Source organism: Candidatus Eisenbacteria bacterium, from assembly GCA_020847735.1.
Lineage (GTDB): Bacteria > Eisenbacteria > RBG-16-71-46 > RBG-16-71-46 > RBG-16-71-46 > CAIXRL01.
Genome location: JADLBL010000012.1, coordinates 21649 through 38978, shown reverse-complemented (window position 1 = coordinate 38978; position 17330 = coordinate 21649). Strand labels below are relative to the sequence as shown.

At 72.1% G+C, this 17330-nt stretch carries 14 protein-coding genes, 1 other RNA gene and 1 pseudogene; 1 reads left to right on the top strand and 15 read right to left on the bottom strand.

Annotation, left to right across the window (positions count from 1 at the left end; genetic code table 11):
- Window position 1: 1 nt before the first annotated feature.
- The 7 genes from trpD to IT347_05320 form a co-directional block, all read right to left on the bottom strand.
- Entirely contained in the window at window positions 2-1009 is a 1008-nt protein-coding gene (trpD, locus tag IT347_05350) for an anthranilate phosphoribosyltransferase (protein ID MCC6349001.1), read from the bottom strand.
- The gene (locus tag IT347_05345; GenBank protein ID MCC6349000.1) at window positions 1006-1596 is read right to left on the bottom strand and encodes an aminodeoxychorismate/anthranilate synthase component II; all 591 of its coding nucleotides are present in this window, start codon (window positions 1594-1596) and stop codon (window positions 1006-1008) included. Before IT347_05345 ends, trpD begins: the two co-directional genes overlap by 4 nt.
- On the bottom strand, window positions 1593-3059 hold the full coding sequence (gene trpE / locus IT347_05340) for an anthranilate synthase component I (GenBank protein MCC6348999.1): 1467 nt from the start codon (window positions 3057-3059) through the stop codon (window positions 1593-1595). Before trpE ends, IT347_05345 begins: the two co-directional genes overlap by 4 nt.
- Before the next feature lie 72 nt (window positions 3060-3131).
- Entirely contained in the window at window positions 3132-4817 is a 1686-nt protein-coding gene (gene recN / locus IT347_05335) for a DNA repair protein RecN (protein MCC6348998.1), read from the bottom strand.
- A 35-nt stretch (window positions 4818-4852) separates the two neighbouring features.
- Window positions 4853-5734, bottom strand: a complete 882-nt coding sequence (locus IT347_05330) for an NAD(+)/NADH kinase (protein MCC6348997.1) — start codon at window positions 5732-5734, stop codon at window positions 4853-4855.
- Window positions 5731-7623, bottom strand: a complete 1893-nt coding sequence (locus IT347_05325) for a 1-deoxy-D-xylulose-5-phosphate synthase (protein MCC6348996.1) — start codon at window positions 7621-7623, stop codon at window positions 5731-5733. The genes IT347_05330 and IT347_05325 overlap by 4 nt, the downstream gene beginning before the upstream one ends.
- Entirely contained in the window at window positions 7620-8072 is a 453-nt protein-coding gene (locus IT347_05320; GenBank protein ID MCC6348995.1) for a divergent PAP2 family protein, read from the bottom strand. The genes IT347_05325 and IT347_05320 overlap by 4 nt, the downstream gene beginning before the upstream one ends.
- A gap of 185 nt (window positions 8073-8257) precedes the next feature.
- Here IT347_05320 and IT347_05315 point away from each other — a divergent pair, with 185 nt between their 5' ends.
- Window positions 8258-10780, top strand: coding sequence for a hypothetical protein (locus IT347_05315; GenBank protein ID MCC6348994.1), 2523 nt, complete (start codon window positions 8258-8260; stop codon window positions 10778-10780).
- 59 nt (window positions 10781-10839) lie between these two features.
- Here IT347_05315 and IT347_05310 read toward each other — a convergent pair whose 3' ends face one another.
- The 8 genes and pseudogenes from IT347_05310 to IT347_05275 all read right to left on the bottom strand — a co-directional run bounded on the left by IT347_05310 (window position 10840) and on the right by IT347_05275 (window position 17301).
- Entirely contained in the window at window positions 10840-11757 is a 918-nt protein-coding gene (locus IT347_05310) for a polyprenyl synthetase family protein (protein ID MCC6348993.1), read from the bottom strand.
- The gene (locus IT347_05305; protein ID MCC6348992.1) at window positions 11757-12044 is read right to left on the bottom strand and encodes an exodeoxyribonuclease VII small subunit; all 288 of its coding nucleotides are present in this window, start codon (window positions 12042-12044) and stop codon (window positions 11757-11759) included. Before IT347_05305 ends, IT347_05310 begins: the two co-directional genes overlap by 1 nt.
- Window positions 12019-13404 (bottom strand): exodeoxyribonuclease VII large subunit, encoded by a 1386-nt coding sequence (xseA, locus tag IT347_05300; protein ID MCC6348991.1) that lies wholly within the window; start codon window positions 13402-13404, stop codon window positions 12019-12021. Before xseA ends, IT347_05305 begins: the two co-directional genes overlap by 26 nt.
- A 17-nt stretch (window positions 13405-13421) precedes the next feature.
- Window positions 13422-14342 (bottom strand): bifunctional 5,10-methylenetetrahydrofolate dehydrogenase/5,10-methenyltetrahydrofolate cyclohydrolase, encoded by a 921-nt coding sequence (locus IT347_05295; protein MCC6348990.1) that lies wholly within the window; start codon window positions 14340-14342, stop codon window positions 13422-13424.
- A pseudogene (locus IT347_05290) lies at window positions 14337-15113 on the bottom strand (TIGR00282 family metallophosphoesterase). The gene IT347_05295 and the pseudogene IT347_05290 overlap by 6 nt, the downstream one beginning before the upstream one ends.
- A 12-nt stretch (window positions 15114-15125) precedes the next feature.
- Window positions 15126-16676 carry a ribonuclease Y gene (rny, locus tag IT347_05285; GenBank protein MCC6348989.1) on the bottom strand — a complete coding sequence of 517 codons (1551 nt, stop codon included), beginning with the start codon at window positions 16674-16676 and terminating at the stop codon, window positions 15126-15128.
- A gap of 57 nt (window positions 16677-16733) precedes the next feature.
- A non-coding RNA gene (ssrS, locus tag IT347_05280) (6S RNA) lies at window positions 16734-16918 on the bottom strand.
- A gap of 35 nt (window positions 16919-16953) precedes the next feature.
- Entirely contained in the window at window positions 16954-17301 is a 348-nt protein-coding gene (locus IT347_05275; protein MCC6348988.1) for a cell division protein ZapA, read from the bottom strand.
- Window positions 17302-17330 lie beyond the last annotated feature (29 nt).

The window sequence follows — 17330 nt, the reverse complement described above, 5'->3', positions numbered from 1 at the left end:
TTCAGCCCCGGAACGCGGCGAGGTCGGCGAGCTTGCGGGCCGCGTCGCCGCTGTCAATGGCGCGCTGCGCGCGGGCCACGCCCGAGGCGAGGTCGGCCGCCGCGCCCGCGACGACCAGCGCGGCGCCGGCGTTGAGCACGACGATGTCGCGTCCCGCGCCCGGTTCGCCGCCGAGGATCGACCGCACCCGGGCGGCGTTCTCCGCGGCCGTTCCGCCCGCCACGCCGGCGCGATCGGTGTGCGCGAGCCCGAACTCGGCCGGGTCCACCGCGAACTCGCGGATCCTGCCGTCGTGCAGTTCCGCGACGTGGTTGTGGGCGAAGACCGTCAGCTCGTCCATGCCGTCGTGCCCGTGCACGATCATCGCCCGCTCGCTGCCGAGCACGAGCAGCACCTCGGCGATCGTGCGCACCAGCGAGTCGGAATAGACGCCCAGCAGCTGGCGGGTCGCGCCCGCCGGATTGGTCAGGGGGCCCAGCACGTTGAAGACGGTGCGCACGCCCAGCTCACGCCGGGGCCCGACCGCGTGCCGCAGCGCGCCGTGGTAGTTGGGCGCGAACAGGAAGGTGATGCCGAGCGCGTCGATCGAGCGCGCCGCGTCGATGGGCGCGAGATCGATGCCCACGCCCAGCGATTCGAGGACGTCGGCCGAACCGGTGCGGCTCGAGACGGCGCGATTGCCGTGCTTGGCCACCGCCACGTCGCAGCTCGCCACGACGATCGCGACGGTCGTCGAGATGTTGAACGTGCCGGCGTTGTCGCCGCCGGTGCCGCAGGTGTCGAGCAGCGGCTTGCGCTTGGTGTGCATCGGCGGCACCCGCCCGCGCATCGCCTCGGCGAAGCCGGCGATCTCCTCGGTCGTCTCCCCCTTCATGCGCAGCGCGATCGCGAGGCCCGCGATCTGCGACGGCGTGGCCTCGCCGGCGAGCACCTGCTCCATGGTGGCGCGGGACAGCTCGCGGGACAGGTCCTCCCTCACGACGGCGCGGGCGATGGCGGTCTGGATCAACTCGCGACTCTCCTTTGCTGGCGGCACAGCGTGAGGAAGTTCTCGACCAGGCGCAGGCCCTGCGCGGTGAGCACGGATTCGGGATGGAACTGGACGCCCCACGTCTCGTGCTCGCGGTGCTTGACGCCCATCAGCTCGCCCTCGGGCGTCCAGGCGACCGGTTCGAGCACCTCGGGCAGCCCGTCCTTCTCGACGATCAGTGAATGGTAGCGGGTCGCCTCGAAGGGGTTGTCGAGCCCGGCGAACAGGCCGCGGCCCTTGTGCAGAATCGGGCTCGTCTTGCCGTGCATGAGGCGCGGCGCGCGCACGACGCGCCCGCCGAAGACCTCGCCGATGGCCTGGTGGCCGAGGCAGACGCCGAGGATCGGCACCTCGCCCGCCAGCGCGCGGATCGCGGCCTCGGAGACGCCCGCATCGCCCGGCACCCCGGGACCGGGGGAGATCACCAGCCCGTGCGGCGCCAGCGCCTTCAACTCCTCGACGGTGATCGCGTCGTTGCGCCGCACCTGCACCTCGGCGCCGAGCGAACCCAGGTACTGGACGAGGTTGTAGGTGAAGGAGTCGTAGTTGTCGATGACGGCGATCATCGCGCCCCCCGCTCGGCCCGCTGGACGGCCAGCCACAGCGCGCGTCCCTTGTTCATGGTCTCCTCCCACTCCTCGGCCGGGTCGGAGTCGGCGACGATGCCCGCGCCGACGCCCCAGTAGGCGCGGCCGTTGGCGTAGACGAGCGTGCGGATCGCGATCGCGAGGTCGAAGTTGCCGTGGTAGTCGAAGTGCCCGATGGCGCCGGCGTAGATGCCGCGCCGCACCGGCTCGAGGGCGTCAATGATCTCCATGGCGCGCACCTTCGGTGCGCCGCTGACGGTGCCGGCCGGGAACGTCGCGCCCACGACCGACAGCGGCGCGAGGTCGGCCCGGACGCGGCCGCGGACGTTCGAGACGAGGTGCATGACCTGTGAGTAGCGCTCGACGACCATGTATTCGTTGGTCTCGACCGTGCCGAACTCGGCGACGCGTCCGACGTCGTTGCGGCCGAGGTCCACGAGCATCAGGTGCTCGGCCCTCTCCTTCTCGGAAGCCCGCAGCTCCTCCTCGAGCTGGCGGTCCTCGTCGGCGGTGCGGCCGCGCGGCCGGGTGCCGGCGATCGGCCTGACCTCCAGGGTCGTGTCCGTGCGGCGCACGAGCACTTCGGGCGAGCTGCCGACGATCGTGAAGTCGCCGAGGCGCAGGTAGTACATGTACGGCGAAGGATTCGTGATGCGCAGCGCGCGGTAGCCCTCGAAGGCGGGCTGCGAGACGGCGGCGCTCATCCGGTGGCTGAGCACGACCTGAAAGATGTCGCCGGCGCGGATGTGCTCCCGGGCGGTCTCGACGGCCGCCATGTACCGCTCACGCGAAACCGTCGAGACGGGCTCGCCGGCCTCGCCCCAGGCGGGCGGCTCGATCCACGACAGCGGTGTGCGCAATCGCTCGACCTCGGCGTTGAGCCGCGCCACCGCCGCGTCGTAGGCCTTGTCCGGATCGCTCCCGCCCCGCGCGTGCGTGACGACCTTCATCGTGTGCGTCAGGTTGTCGAACACGCTCACGACGTCGCCGAACAGGAACACCGCGTCGGGCAGGTGAAGTTCGTCGGCGGCGTGCCCGGGCAGCTTCTCGAACCAGCGCACGGTGTCGTATCCGAGATAGCCGACCGCTCCGCCGCAGAAGCGCGGCAGGCCGGGCAGCGCGACCGCCTGGTTCTCGCGCAGCAGCCGGGCGAGTTCCTCGAGCGGGTGCCCGGCGCAGGCCGTCACCTTGCCGCCCGCGTGGATCTCGCATCGCTCCCCGCGAGCCACGAAGACCATCGAGGGCCGGCTGCCGAGGATCGAGTAGCGCCCCCACTTCTCGCCGCCCTCGACGCTCTCGAGCAGGAACCCGTACGGTCCGTCGTCGATCTTGCGGAACGCCGACACGGGGGTGTCGTGGTCCGCGAAGACCTCGCGGTAGACGGGCACGAGCTTGCCCGTGCGGGCCAGCGCGTGGAACTCGGATCGGGTCGGCACGAGCATCGGATGGTCGGCACCGCCACCGGCGGCGCCCTGGCTCCATGGAATCGGTGTGCGGCGCTGCCGCGCCGTTCGTCAGCGCTCTCCGGCGGGCGCCGACAGCAATTCGCGCGCCTGTCGGCGGGTGGTCTCGGTCACCCGCTCGCCCGCGAGCATTCGCGCCAGTTCCTCGACTCGCTCCCCGGGCTCGAGCGTGTGCACGCGGGCGATGGTGCGCCCGTTGGCGACCTGTTTCGAGACCGCGAAGTGACGCCGTCCGAGCGCCGCGATCACGGGCAGGTGGGTGACGCATACGATCTGGCGGTGCTCCGCCAGATCGCGGAGTCTTTCCCCCACGGCCTGAGCGACGGCACCGCCGATGCCGGAATCTACTTCGTCGAAGACGAGAAGGTCAACGCGGTCACGGGTTTGCAGCGCTGACTTAAGCGCCAGCATGACCCGGGAGAGCTCGCCCCCCGATGCGATCTTCTGCAGCGGCCGCGCGCTTTCGCCCGGATTGGCGGCGAACTGCAGAAGCACCTCGTCGAGACCCGCGGGTCCGGGGCGCCCATCGGGCAGGGCCATGACTTCGAACGCCAGCGTCGCGCGCGGCAGGCCGAGCGGCTCGAGTTCCCTCGAGAGCAGCGTGCTCCACTGAAGGGCGGCCGACTTGCGGGCGCGCGTCAGCGCCTGCCCGAGCGCGCGGGCGGTCGTCCCGCGCGCGGCGACGCGCTCCCGGGCTTGTTCGAGCGTGCCGTCGGCGTCCGCTCCCTGTGTGAGTTCGGCGCGCAGCTCCTCGCGCCAGGCCAGCAACCCCGGTACGTCGCGCCGGTACTTGCGTGTCAGCCGCGCGTACAGCTCGCGCCGCGCCTCGATCCGCTCGAGCGCCGCCGGATCGGAGTCGAGCCGCTCCAGGTACGCGGACAGCGAGCGGGCGGCGTCCTCGGCGGCGATCGCGGCCTCCTGCACGGACCCGAGCGTATCCTCGAGGGTCGCGTCCAGCGCCGCCGCCTGCTCGAGCGCGCGCCGCGCCGCGCCGAGCGAATCGGCCGCGGCGCCCTCGCCGTCCGAAAGGCGTTCCAGCGCGCCCGCGGCCAGTTCACGCAGGCGGTCGGCGTGAGCGAGGCGCGCGGCTTCGAGGCGCAGCGCCTCTTCCTCGCCCTGGGCGAACTTCGCCTCGTCCAGCTCGCGCGCGGCCGTCTCGAGGTGGTCGCGCCGCTCGGCGAACGTGGCCAGCGAATCCGCCAGCCGCTCGAGATCGCCTTCGGCCTCGCGCAGCGAAGCGAGCGCTTCTGCGAACGCCGCGCGCCGGTCCTCGAGCGCGCCCAGACGGTCGAGGGTGGCGAGCGCGGCGCCCTCGCGCAGCAGGCTCTGGTGCTCGTGCTGGCCGTGCAGGTCCACGAGGCCCTCGGCGAGGCGCCTGAGCGAGGCGACGGTCACGCTCGCGTCGTTGACGAACGCGCGACTGCGGCCCTCGGCCGAAAGTTCGCGGCGGACCAGCAGCGTCTCGCCGTCGAACTCGACGCCCCACTCCGCGAGCAGCGCGTTGGCGCGTCGCGCGCCGTCGCCGCCGAGGCGGAACTCGGCCACGACCACGGCCGCCTTCGCGCCGGTTCGCACGAGGCCCGCATCCGCGCGGCCGCCCAGGGCGAGCGCCAGCGACTCGACGAACAGCGACTTGCCGGCGCCCGTCTCGCCGGTCACGACGTGCAGGCCGGGGCCGAACTCGATCTCGGCCCGTTCGACCAGCGCGACGTCGCGGATGCTCAGGCGGTCCAGCATGGCGGTTGCTCCGGGGCGCGGTCCGGGGCCGCGCGCTACAGACTGCGCTTCTCGCTGCCCTGCCAGCCCAGCTTGCGCTGCAGCGCGCGCAGGAACGGACGCTCGGGGTTCTGGTAGACGCGCACGACCCTGCGCGCCAGCGTGATCTCGACCTCGTCGTGGCGGGCCAGCTCGACGGCTTCCTGGCCGTCCAGCACCAGCAGCGCAGGCCGGTTCGTGAGCACCCTGGCCTTCAGGACCGAGCCGGGCGCGAGCACGAGCGAGCGGCTGGCCAGCGAGTGCGCGCAGGCCGGGGTCACGACCAGCGCGTCGAGGTCGGGCGCGACGATCGGCCCCCCCGCCGAGAGCGAGTAGGCGGTCGAGCCCGAGGCGCTCGCGGCGATCAGCCCGTCGGCGACCAGGTGCCCGAGGTCGAGTCCGAGCGCGGTGACGCGCAGGTGCACGGCCGAGAACGAGGTGGCGCTCCGCACGACGACGTCGTTGAGGGCGAAGCCGCGCGAGCGCCCCCGGCCGTCGCGGTGGCGCCGCAGCGCGGTCTCGACACCGGTGCGCGCCACCACCGGCCAGCGTCCCGCGAAAGCGGCGGTGACCGCCGCGGCCAGCTCGCGTTCCTCGGCCGCGGCGAGGAAGCCGAGGCCGCCGAAGTTGACGGGCAGCAGCACGCCGCGGCGGCCCGCGAGCGCGCGTGCCGCGTGCAGGATCGTGCCGTCTCCGCCCAGCGAGATCATCGCCTCGCACCACCGGCCGAGCTCCCGCATCGGCTCGCCGGCGACCCCGCAGGCGGCGGCCAGCTCGCGCTCGATGCGGACCTGCGCGCCGGATCGCCGCAGGCGGGCGTGCAGGCGCAGCGCCTCGCGTCGCACCGACGGCCGGCCCGTGTGGCCGGCGATGGCGATGCGGCGCGGGCGCGGGCTCACGTGAGCTGGCGCTGCGACTGCCGCACGAACGCGAGAGTTTCGCGCGCGATGCCCTCGGCATCGAGCCCGGCCGCGCGCAGCAACTGCTCGCGCTTGCCGTGCAGCACGAACTCGCGCGGCAGCGCGATGCGGCGCACGGGCACGTGCGCCAGCCCCATGCGGTCCAGCGCCTCGCTCACGGCGCTGCCGAAGCCGCCCATCGGCACGTTCTCCTCGACCGTGACGATGCGACCGACGCTGCGCGCGAGCCCCGCGAGCATGCGTTCGTCGAGCGGCGCGGCGAAGCGGGCGTTGACGACCGTGGCCGAAACTCCGTCGCCCGCGAGCCGCTCGGCCGCTTCGAGCGAGGGTTGCACCATGGTGCCGAGCGCCCAGATCGCCACGTCGCCGCCGGCCCGCATTTGCTCGGCGGCGCCAATTTCGAGCAGGCGCGGCTCGCGCTCGGGCAGCGCGTCCTCGGGAATCGGCGAGCGCGGGTAGCGCACGGCGATCGGACGGGTGCCCGGCCAGTGGGCGGCGGTCCACAGCATGTCGCGCAGCTCCTCGCCGTTGCGCGGCTGCATCACGACCGTGCCCGGAATCATGCGCAGGTAGCCGACGTCGAAGCAGCCGTGCTGCGGCGCGCCGTCGTCCCCGACCAGTCCGGCGCGGTCGAGGCACAGGACGATCTTCAGGTCCTGGACGGCGCAGTCGTGGATGATCTGATCGAAGCCCCGCTGCAGGAACGTCGAATAGATGGCGGTGAGCGGCGTCAGGCCTTCGGCCGCCAGCCCGGCCGAGAACGTCACCGCGTGCTCCTCGGCCATCCCGACGTCGAAGAAGCGTTCCGGGAAGGTCTTCGCGAACCTCGTCAGGCCGGTGTTGTCGGTCATCGCGGCGGTCACCGCCACCGCGGTGGGCATCCGCTCGCCGATCAGCACGGCCGTCTCGCCGAAGACGTGCGAATAGGTCTTCTTCGCGCCCTTCGAGGCGACGCCCGATTCGGGGTCGAAGACGCCGACGCCGTGGAAGGTGGTGCGATCGGACTCGGCCGGCAGGTAGCCCTTGCCCTTGCTCGTGACGACGTGCAGGAGCACCGGCCCCTCGAAACGCTTGAGGTCCGAGAGAGTCTCCTCGAGCACGCCGAGGTCGTGACCATCGATCGGCCCGAAGTACTTCAGGCCCATCTCCTCGAACAGGATCGTCGGCGCGACCATGTTCTGCAGTCCTTCCTTGACGCGGCTCGCCCCCTGCTGCGCGCGCAGCGCCTTCGGCAGCTTGCCGAGCAGGTCCCAGACGTCGTGTTCGAAGCGCCGGTAGATGCGGCTGGTCGTGAGCTTGGTCAGGTAGCGGTGGATCGCGCCGATGTTGGGCGAGATGCTCATCTCGTTGTCGTTGAGGACGAGGATCAGACGCTTGCCGAGCTCGCCGGCGTTGTTGAGCCCCTCGAACGCCATGCCGCCGGTGAGCGCCCCGTCGCCGATGACCGCGATGACGTGGTGATCCCCGCCCTTCAGGTCGCGCGCGGCCGCGAAGCCCAGCGCCGCCGAGATCGAGGTGCTGCCGTGGCTCGTGCCGAACGGGTCGTGCTCGCTCTCGGCGCGCCGCGGATAACCGGCGATGCCGTCCAGCTGGCGCAGCGTGTGGAAACGCTCGAAACGCCCGGTGACGAGCTTGTGCGGGTACGACTGGTGGCCGACGTCCCACAGGATCCGGTCGCGCGGCGAATCGAAGACGCGGTGCAGCGCCAGCGTCAGCTCGACCACGCCCAGGTTGGGAGCCAGGTGGCCGGCGTTGCGGGCGACCGTCTGGATGATGACGTGGCGGATCTCGGCGGCGAGCAGCGGAAGCTGTTCGCGCGAGAGGGCACGCAGGTCGGCGGGCGAATGGATACCTTCGAGCAGGCTCATATCGGATGGATCCGGTTCCAGAGGAGGGCGCTGAGGACGCCCAGCGAGGCGCCGACAAAGACTTCGAAAGGGGTGTGGCCCAGCAGCTCCATCAGTTTCTGCGTGTCGCCTTCCGGGTGCTTGAAGTGACTTTCGATCAGGCGGTTGAGCACCGTGGCCTGGCGGCCGGCGGCGCGCCGCAGCCCGGCCGCGTCGTACATCACGATGAGGCTGAAGTAAAGGGTGACGCCGAAGAGCGCGGACGTGAACCCCTGCTGCAGCCCGACCGCCGTGCTCAGGGCGGCGACCGCGGCCGAGTGCGAGCTCGGCATGCCGCCCGTCTGGACGAACCGGTGCAGGTTCCAGCGACCGGTCACGAAGTACTGCGAAATGCCCTTGTAGAACTGCACGACCAGACCCACCAGCAGCGCGATCCAGAACGGTTCCGTAACGACCTCCTTGCCGGCCAGCGAACGGCTCCCTCCGGAGCGCGCCCTGCAGGAGCGCGGCGGATGGTGCGGTCGCGGAGAGCCGCTTGTCAACGGCGGCGGGGGGCACAAGAAGGAGGTTGCGGTCGCCGACCGGGAAGGTGCTAGTCTGACGGCCTCGTCACCCCCCGAGTCGTTCCCGGCCCTCTTCTTCCGAGGAGCCGCCCATGCCGCGATTTGCGCATCGAGTCGCCCTGGGCGCCGCGTGGACGATCGTGTCCGCGCTCGCGCTGCCGCCCGTCCCTCCCGCCTTCGCGCTCACCGGCGCAGCCCGTGTCGCCAGCCTCGCGCGCGCCGCCTCCGATCCCGGCCTCGCCGAGTGGCAGCGCGGGTTCTACCGCGAGCGCCTCGACGAGGCGCTCGCGCCGCCCGCGCCCGCTCACGACGAGATCGCGACGCCGCTCGCGGCGACGGATACGCCGCCGATCTGGAGCGTGCTCGCCGACACACCGCGCCGCCAGGGCCAGTCGCTGGTGCTCGACGCCACCACCGGGAGGCTGTTCGCGTTCGGCGGACGCAACGGCACCGACGTGTTCAACACCGTCTTCGTGCTGGAGCCCGACGGGGCGCGCGAGTGGCACGCGCTGGCCGTCTCGGGATCCGCGCCGCCCGCTCGCCTCGCGCATGCCGCCGTGATCGATCCGGTGAATCGCCGGATGCTCGTCTACGGAGGGGCGGACGCGGATGGCAGCTATCTCGCGGACCTCTGGGCGCTGAACCTCGACGGCCCTCCGGTGTGGACGAGCCTGTCCCCCGCGGGCGACGCGCCGTGGGCCCGGGCGAACCACTTCGCGGTCGTGGACACGGCGCATGCGCGGATGATCGTCTTCGGCGGCGGAAACGGCGGGTTCTCGCCGCTCGCGGACCTGTGGGCTCTGTCGCTGGACGCCAGTCCGGCGTGGACGCCGCTCCACCCGGGAAACGCGTTCCCCGCCTCGTTCGCGCCGCAGGCGATGCTCGTCGACGAAGGCCGCCAGCGGCTCGTCTTTCCCGGTCTCCAGACCGTGAACTACTCGCCCAGCTGGGTGCTCGCGACGCTGTCGTTGATGGTGCCAACGCCGAACTGGACCGTCCAGGCCACGCCCTACACCAACGGGCCGTCCGCCTATCCGAGCGTCCCTCCGACGTTTTCGATCGACGCGACCGGGGACCGGCTCGTGTGCGTGCAGGCCGACTACTACAGCTACACGTACGCCCTCGCGCTCGGTGGGTCGCCGTCCCAGTGGACGCAGGTGCTGGGGATGGGGGCCACGCCCCCGTTCCGCTACGGACGCGCGAGCGCGCTGGACGCCCCGAACCGGCGCCTCTACTTCGCCGGCGGCGGCCCGGGAAGTTACTCTTCGGTGCGCTTCTCGAGCGACCTGGCGTCACTTGATCTCGTCGGGCTTTCGGCCTGGACCAACGTCGCCGGCGATCCGCCACCGCGCGGCGGACACAGCCTCGCGCTCGATCCTGCGCGCGGCGTCCTCCATCTCTTCGGGGGCGCTTGCGACAGCACCGGATCGGGATATGGAAGCATTCTGACGAACACGCTCTGGAGACTCTCGCTGGGTTCCGCATCGCCGGCGTGGTCGCCGGAGATTTCGGGCGGCGGACCGCTGCTGCCGCGGCGCGACGCTTCGCTGGTGGTGGATCCGGTGCGGGATCGGCTTCTGCTCTTCGGCGGCGCCGACGGCACGGCGATGACGAACGAGCTGTGGCAGCGCCCGCTTTCGGGCGACGGGACGTGGTACCCGCTGGCGATCGGCGGCATTCTGCCGCGACAGCGCGCAAACGCGGCCGCGGCGTACGACCCCGAGGGTGATCGGCTGCTCGTCTTCGGCGGTTACGACTACAGCTCGGGCACGGGCTTCTATCTCGCGGACCTCTGGTCCCTGTCGCTCGGAGCGACACCGCAGTGGACGAAACTGGAACCCGCGGGTGAGCGCCCGGCGGGACGCATGGACGGGGCGCTGGTCCTCGATCCGGTCCGGCAGTGCGCCTACCTCGTGGGCGGGCGCTCCACCAGCTTGAACGACTACTACGGCGGCAGCGTACGGCCGGACGAGGTCTGGCGGTTGTCCCTCTCCCCGGGACCTTCCTGGACGCGCCTCGCCGCCGGCACCCCGGCCAACTATGCCTACCCCGTGGTGACGGGGGCCTGTTTCTACGATGCCTCGCAGGGTGCGATCGTGCGTGTCTACAACTACGGCGGCTACATCTCGAGCGGCGAAACGAGGGTCGCACGGCTCCATCCCACAGGGGACACCTCGTGGACTGCCGTCCCATTCGGTGGAATGCCGCCGCCGGCGAGCAGCGATGCTAGGGGTGCCTTCGATCCGCAGCTGCGCCGGATCGCCTGGTTCGGGGGCGCTGCATACGGCAACGAGGGAACGTGGGCGCTCTCGTTCGGCGAAGCGCCGCTCGACGTGCCGCCCGGAAGCACGGGCGCGGTGGCCGCGTTTCGAATCGCCCCCAATCCGGCGCGCGGCGCGTGCACGGCGCGCTTCGCGCTCGCGCGGCCCGGGCGCGTGTCGCTCGAGCTGCACGACCTCTCGGGGCGCCGCGTGCGAGGTCCGGTCGCCGCCGACCTGCCGGCAGGTCCGGGAGAGTTGCGTCTCGCGGACCTCTTGGCGTTGCCGGCGGGAGTCTACTTCGCACGCCTCTCCGGCGCGCTCGAGCGGCGGGCACGGGTGGCCGTGGTGCACTGACGGTGGAGTTTCGCGTCTCGAAGGCGGTGCGGCGCCCAGCGCGCCGCACCGCCTCGGCCTCAGCGTTCCCGCTTCGCCGTCGCCTCGAGGATCTGCAGCAGCAGATCCGGCCGTTCGCAGGAGCGCGCGATCGCGGCGCGCACGCCGCGCACGAGCCGGGCGCACTCGGCGCGGGCGCGCTTTTCGCCCACCGCGACCGGGTAGGTGGCCTTGCCGCGGGCCGCGTCGGTGCCGGCGCGCTTGCCGAGCGTGCGCAGCGACGAACCGGCGTTCAGCAGGTCGTCGGTGATCTGGAACGCGAAGCCGAGCTGGATCCCGGCGGCCTCCAGCCGGTCGGCGGTGCGGGCGTCGGCATCGCCGGCGAGCGCGCCGATCGCCAGGCACGCTCCCATCAGCGCCCCGGTCTTGCGCACGTGGATGTCGCGCACCGAGGCGGCGCTCGCGCGCCGGCCCTCGGCCGCCAGATCGAGCGCCTGGCCGCCGATCAGCTGGTCGGCGCCGGCCGCGCGCGCCAGCCGGCGCACCGCGTCCACGACCCGCGCGTCGGGCACGCCGGCCTCGCGCAGTCGCGACAGCTCCTCGAACGCGAACGCCTGCAGCGCGTCCCCTGCGAGAATGCCGAGCGCCTCGCCGAACTTCTTATGCGTCGTCAGCCGCCCCCGCCGGTAGTCGTCGTCGTCCATCGCCGGCAGATCGTCGTGAACGAGCGAGAAGGCGTGCACGCACTCGACCGCGACCGCGGCCGGAAGGGCCCGCCGCCAATCGCCGCCCACCGCCTCGCAGGCGGTGAGGACCAGCATCGGGCGCAGGCGCTTGCCGGGCGAGAGTGCCGCGTAGCGCAGCGCCGTTCCCAGACGAGCAGGCCCGCCCGCGCGTTCGCGCACGGCGCGCGCGAGCGCCCGTTCGAACTCGGCGAGCCGCAGGCCCAGGTCGCGGCTGCCGGCGGAGAGCAGCGGCTTCGCGGTCGCTCGCGGCATCAGAACGGCAGCTCGCCCTCGGGCGCGCCCGGGCGCTCTTCGAGCTCGAGGGGTTCGGTGGACGTCTCGCCCGCCTCGTTCTCGGAGAGGCGCTCGATGCGCTTTTCGGCCTCGTCGAGCTGCTGCGTCAGCCTTCGCGAGAGCCGGGTGCCTTCCTCGTAGCGGGCGATCGAGTCCTCGAGCGAGAGTTCGCCGCCCTCCAGTTCCTCGACGATGGTCTCGAGGCGCTTGAGCGCCTCCTCGAACGACGGCTGCGGGCCGCTATCCGCGGCGGTCTTCTTCGCCATGCCTGCCTCCTTTGCGAACCATGCGCACGACCGTTTCGGCTTCGCCGCGCGCGAACTCGAGGGTGACGACGTCGCCGGCCGCGAGCCCGTCCGGCCCGCGCAGCAGCCGTCCGTCGGCCCCGCGGGCCAGCGTGTATCCGCGTTCCAGCACGTTGCGGGGAGAAAGCGCGCGCAGCTGGGCAAGCAGCGCCACGAGGCGCCGGCGTTCGCGCAGCGCGGCCTCGACGACCGTGTTCTGCATCCGCCGCGCGAGCCCGGCGACGTCGTCGCGGCGCTCCTCCAAGCGGCGGGCGAAATCGCGCAGCGCCCACGCCCGCACCAGGCGATCGGAGTCGAGCCGGGCTCCGCGGACGCGCGCCTTCACGGCCGTCTCGATGCGGCCGCGGGCGTCGTCAATGCGCTGCTGCAGGTTGCCGAACACGTCGCGCACGCGCCGGAACCCGTACTTGCCGTGCATCTCCTCGACACGACGGCGGTGGAGCTGCACGAGGCGCAGCACGTCGCGACGGGCGCGCTCGCCGCGCGCGACGACGAGGCGCCGCAGCTCGGCGGCGTCGCGCACCGAGAGCTCGGCCGCGTGGCTCGGGGTCGCCGCGCGCACGTCGGCGGCGAGGTCGGCGAGCGTCGTGTCCACCTCGTGTCCGACGGCGCTGATCACCGGGATCGCGGACGCGGCGATGGCGCGCACGACGGGCTCCTCGTTGAACGCCCACAGGTCCTCGAGAGAGCCGCCGCCGCGGCCGACGATCAGCAGGTCCACGCCGCCGTGACGATTGAACCGCCCGATCGCCGCGGCGATCTCCTGCGCCGCGCCGGCTCCCTGCACCTTGACCGGTGCGAGGACGATGCCGATGCCCGGCCAGCGCGCGCGCAGGACCTTGACGATGTCGCGGACCGCCGCGCCGATGGGCGAGGTGACGATGCCGACGCGCGCGGGGTACGGCGGCAACGGCCGCTTGCGGGCGGGATCGAACAGTCCCTCGGCCGCGAGCCGGCGCCTGAGCTCCTCGAGCTGCAGCAGCAGCGCGCCGAGCCCGGCCGGACGCATCGCCCGCACCAGCATCTGGCAGCGGCCGCTGGGCGCGTAGTAGTCGATCTCGCCGTAGGCCTCGACCTCGGCGCCGTCCTTCGGATCGAACGCGAGCTTCGCGGCCCAGTTGCGGAACATCGCCGCCTGCACCACCGCGGGTGTCGCGTCCTTGAGGCTGAAGTAGACGTGACCGCTGTCGTACCGCTTGACTCCCGAGAGCTCGCCCTTCACCCACACGGCCGGAAAGGAGGCGTTCAGCGTCTCCTTGAGGGCGCGCGCGAGCTCGCCGACCGTGAGGATGCGCTCGTCGGGCGTGGGCAGGGTCGCCATGGCCGTCCCGCGCGCCGTCAGGCGCGCACCTTCACGGCCTGCCGCTCGGCGGCGATCACCGTGTTCAGCACGACCATCGCGACCGTCATCGGGCCGACGCCGCCCGGCACGGGCGTGATCGCCGAGGCGACGTGCTTCACGCTCTCGAACTCGACGTCGCCCGTGATGCGGCCCTTCGTCTCGCCGGGGCCGGGCGGCACCCTGTGGATGCCGACGTCCACGACGACGGCGCCGGGCTTGACCCAGTCCGCCGTCACCATGTGCCGTCGCCCCACCGCCGCCACGAGGATGTCCGCTTCCCGCGCCATGGACTGCAACAGGGGGCCGCTCGCGCTGTGTCCGACGGTGACCGTCGCGTCGCAGCCCTTGCTCGACAGCAGGATGCTCATGGGCCGGCCGACGATGTGGCTGCGGCCGAGCACGACCGCGTGCCTGCCCTTCGTCGGGATCTCGTAGTGCTGAAGCAGGCGCAGAACGCCGAACGGAGTCGCGGGCACGAACCCCGGCAGCCCGAGCACGAGCCGGCCGGCGTTCTCGGGATGGAAGCCGTCCACGTCCTTGAAAGGCGGGATCGCCTCGAGCACGGCCTGGCCGTCGGCCGGCTCGGCCAGCGGCAGCTGCACGAGGATGCCGTGCACGCCCGGGTCCTCGCCGAGCGAGCGGACCTTGCGCACGACCTCGTCGGTCATGGTGCCGGCGGGGAACTTCACGCGCTCGGCGACGATGCCGGCGGCGACACAGGCCTCCCCCTTCTTCTTCAGGTAGACCTGCGAAGCCGGATTGTCGCCGACCGAGACGAGCGCGAGCCGGGGCTGGACGCCCTCGTCGAGCAGCGCCTTCGCGCGCAGGCGCGCCTCGATGCCCGCGCTCTCGGCCGGCTCGGCCCCGGTCAGCAGTCGCGCGGTGCCGCGGGCTCCCTCGCCGCGGGCGTAGGACATCTGCAAGCGCTGGATGGACTGCGCCCGGCCGGTCGTCTCGTCCACGCGGACGAGGATGGCGTTGAGCCGCAGGTCGCCGTCGGCGGGCTGCAGGCGTTCCGGCAGGAGCGTCAGGAAGCGGCGCAGCGCGGCGTCGCGCTCCATGCCGATCACCGAGTCGAAGCCGCCCGTCATGCCGGCGTCGCTCACGAACGCCGTGCCCCTGGGCAGCACCCGGTCGTCGGCGGTCTGGACGTGCGTGTGCGTTCCGACCAGCAGGCTCGCGCGGCCGTCGAGATGCCAGCCCATCGCCACCTTCTCGGCGGAAGCCTCGGCGTGCAGGTCCACGAGCACGATCTTCGCCTCGCGCCGCACGGCTTCGAGCGCGGCGTCGGCGGTGCGGAACGGGCAGTCGGCCTCGCGCATGAACACGCGGCCGATCAGGTTCACCACCGCCACCGGGACGCCGTTCGACGCCTTGAAGACGGCCCATCCCTGCCCCGGCGTGCCGGGCGGCAGGTTGGCGGGACGAACCAGGCGCGGCTCCTCGGCGATGTAGCCGACCGCGTCCTTCTTGTCCCAGAGGTGGTTGCCGCCGGTGAGCACGTCGCAGCCGGCGGCGAACAGGTCACGGGCGGTGTCGCGCGTCACGCCGTAGCCGGCGGCGGAGTTTTCGCAGTTGCAGACGACGAGGTGCAACTCGTGGCGCCGGCGCAACTCGGGGAGCAGGGCCTTGACGACCTCGCGCCCCGGCGAACCGATCACGTCGGCGATGAACAGCAGGTTGGTCATTTCCGTTCCGTCCTATTTCGCGTAGTCCACGGCACGCGTCTCGCGGATGACGGTCACCCGGATCTGGCCCGGGTACTGAAGTTCCTTCTCGATGCGTCTGGCGATCTCGCCGGCGAGGCCCTGTGCGCGGGCGTCGTCCACGCGGTGGTGCTCGACCATGATCCGCACCTCGCGTCCCGCCTGGATCGCGTAGCTCTTCTCGACCCCCGGGAACGCGTTGGCGATCTTCTCCAGCGACTCGAGCCGCTTGATGTAGACCTCGAGGCTCTCGCGCCTCGCGCCCGGGCGCGCGCCCGAAATGGCGTCGGCCGCGGCGATCAGCACCGGCCACAGGCTGCCGCCGGCGTAGTCGTCGTGGTGGAACCCGATCGCGTCGAGCACCGGCTGCGGCTCGCCGTAGCGGGCGGCCAGCTCCATGCCGAGCGCCGGGTGCGTGCCCTCCTGGTCGTGGTCAATGGCCTTGCCGATGTCGTGCATCAGTCCGCCGCGCTTGGCCGTCTTCTGGTCCATGCCGATCTCGGCGGCCATCATGCCGGCGAGGTGCGCGACCTCGATCGAGTGCCGGAGGATGTTCTGGCCGTAGCTGGTGCGGTAGTGGAGCCGCCCGAGGTAGCGCGCGAGCTCGGGGTGCACGCCGGCGACGCCGACCTCCAGGCAGGCGTTCTCGCCGAGCTCCTGGATCTTCCCGTCCACCTCGGCCTTCACCTTGGCGACGACCTCCTCGATGCGCGCCGGATGAATGCGGCCGTCGGCGACCAGCCGCTCGAGCGAAAGGCGCGCGATCTCGCGGCGCACGGGGTCGAAACCCGACAGGATCACCGCCTCGGGCGTGTCGTCGATGATCACGTCCACGCCGGTGATGATCTCGAAGGAGCGGATGTTGCGGCCCTCGCGGCCGATGATGCGACCCTTCATGTCGTCGCTCGGCAGGTGGACCACCGAGACGCTCGTCTCGCTGACATGGTCCCCGGCATAGCGCTGCAGGGCGAGCGCGATGACCTTGCGGGCCTCCCGCTCGGCGTTGCGGGTCGCGGTGTCGCGAATCTCGGCGGCGCGGCGGCCGGCTTCGGCGCGCGCCTCGGTCTCGATGGTGGCGATGAGCTGCGCGCGCGCGTCCTCCGGCGTCATGCCGGCGATGCGGGCCAGACGCTCGGTCTGCTCGCGGATCGCCTGGTCCAGCTCGCCGGTGCGGGTGGCGATGACGGTCTCGCGGGCGGCGACGTCCGTCTCGCTCCTGCGCAGGTCGCGCTCCTTCTTGTCGATGACCTCGACCCGGCGGCTGAACGCGGCCTCCTTCTGCTGAAACGCGCGTTCGGCCTCGAGCTGCGCGGCGCGGATCTGCCCGGACTCGCGCTCGACCTCCTGCTTGAGCCGAAGCGCCTCCTCGCGCGCCAGCAGGAGCGCGTCGCGGCGCGCGGCGTCGGCTTCGCGCCGGGCCTCCTCGAGCACCGACTGAGCACGCTGCTCGGCCGAGCGCAGCCGGGCACGGCCGAGCTGGGAGCGGACGAACCAACCCACTCCGAAGGCGACCACGGCCGCGGCCGCGATCACGACGGACAGCATGCCTGTATTCATCTCGTCCCCCGCGTCGCGGCTCGTGCCGCGACCGAGGCAGGAAAAAGGCTCCCCGCCGCTGCCGTGTGGCCCTCGTTCTTTGAGCCCTGGAATCAGGGTGGGCGCCGCTGGAGCCGGGTCGGTCCGTCGCGCGACCTTGCGGCTGCTGACGGACGTCGCCGGCATCGCGACACCCTTTGCTGCAGTGTTGGTTCAAGAACTCGGACGCATCACCAACAGGGCAGGGACTTCCATGCTCCGGAACGCCGTGGGAACGGCCGTCCGATCAGCGGGCCTCGTCGAGCAGCTGGTCGAGGCGGTGGATCACGGCGCTCAGGCGCCGCGCGTGATCGCCCTGATCGGCGCCGTCGCGTTCCCGCGAGGCGCGTTCCTTGAAGAGCTCATCGGCGATGTTGAGCGAGGCGAGGATCGCCACCTTGGACAACGACGCGACCGGGAGCTTCTCGGTGATCTCCCGCATCTTCCGGTCCACGTAGCCCGCCACGCCGAGGATGTAGGCCTGGTCGGCCTCCCCGCGGATGGAGAGCTGCTGTCCGAGGATCTGGACCTGCACGACGTTCTTGGCGTCGGGCCGGCCCTGCGTCGAGGCGGAGTCCGTGGTGGAGGCGTCCATCGTCGCTCTCTCCCGCCGTTTTCCCTGCG

Bases quoted from the DNA above. Each gene is read 5' to 3' on its own strand.
- rny (MCC6348989.1), bottom strand. From the start codon at position 16,676: ATGCTGTCCGTCGTGATCGCGGCCGCGGCCGTGGTCGCCTTCGGAGTG.
- IT347_05345 (MCC6349000.1), bottom strand. From the start codon at position 1,596: ATGATCGCCGTCATCGACAACTACGACTCCTTCACCTACAACCTCGTC.
- IT347_05325 (MCC6348996.1), bottom strand. From the start codon at position 7,623: ATGAGCCTGCTCGAAGGTATCCATTCGCCCGCCGACCTGCGTGCCCTC.
- IT347_05275 (MCC6348988.1), bottom strand. From the start codon at position 17,301: ATGGACGCCTCCACCACGGACTCCGCCTCGACGCAGGGCCGGCCCGAC.
- IT347_05295 (MCC6348990.1), bottom strand. From the start codon at position 14,342: ATGTCCTACGCCCGCGGCGAGGGAGCCCGCGGCACCGCGCGACTGCTG.
- recN (MCC6348998.1), bottom strand. From the start codon at position 4,817: ATGCTGGACCGCCTGAGCATCCGCGACGTCGCGCTGGTCGAACGGGCC.
- IT347_05315 (MCC6348994.1), top strand. From the start codon at position 8,258: ATGCCGCGATTTGCGCATCGAGTCGCCCTGGGCGCCGCGTGGACGATC.
- xseA (MCC6348991.1), bottom strand. From the start codon at position 13,404: ATGGCGACCCTGCCCACGCCCGACGAGCGCATCCTCACGGTCGGCGAG.
- IT347_05310 (MCC6348993.1), bottom strand. From the start codon at position 11,757: ATGCCGCGAGCGACCGCGAAGCCGCTGCTCTCCGCCGGCAGCCGCGAC.
- trpE (MCC6348999.1), bottom strand. From the start codon at position 3,059: ATGCTCGTGCCGACCCGATCCGAGTTCCACGCGCTGGCCCGCACGGGC.
- IT347_05305 (MCC6348992.1), bottom strand. From the start codon at position 12,044: ATGGCGAAGAAGACCGCCGCGGATAGCGGCCCGCAGCCGTCGTTCGAG.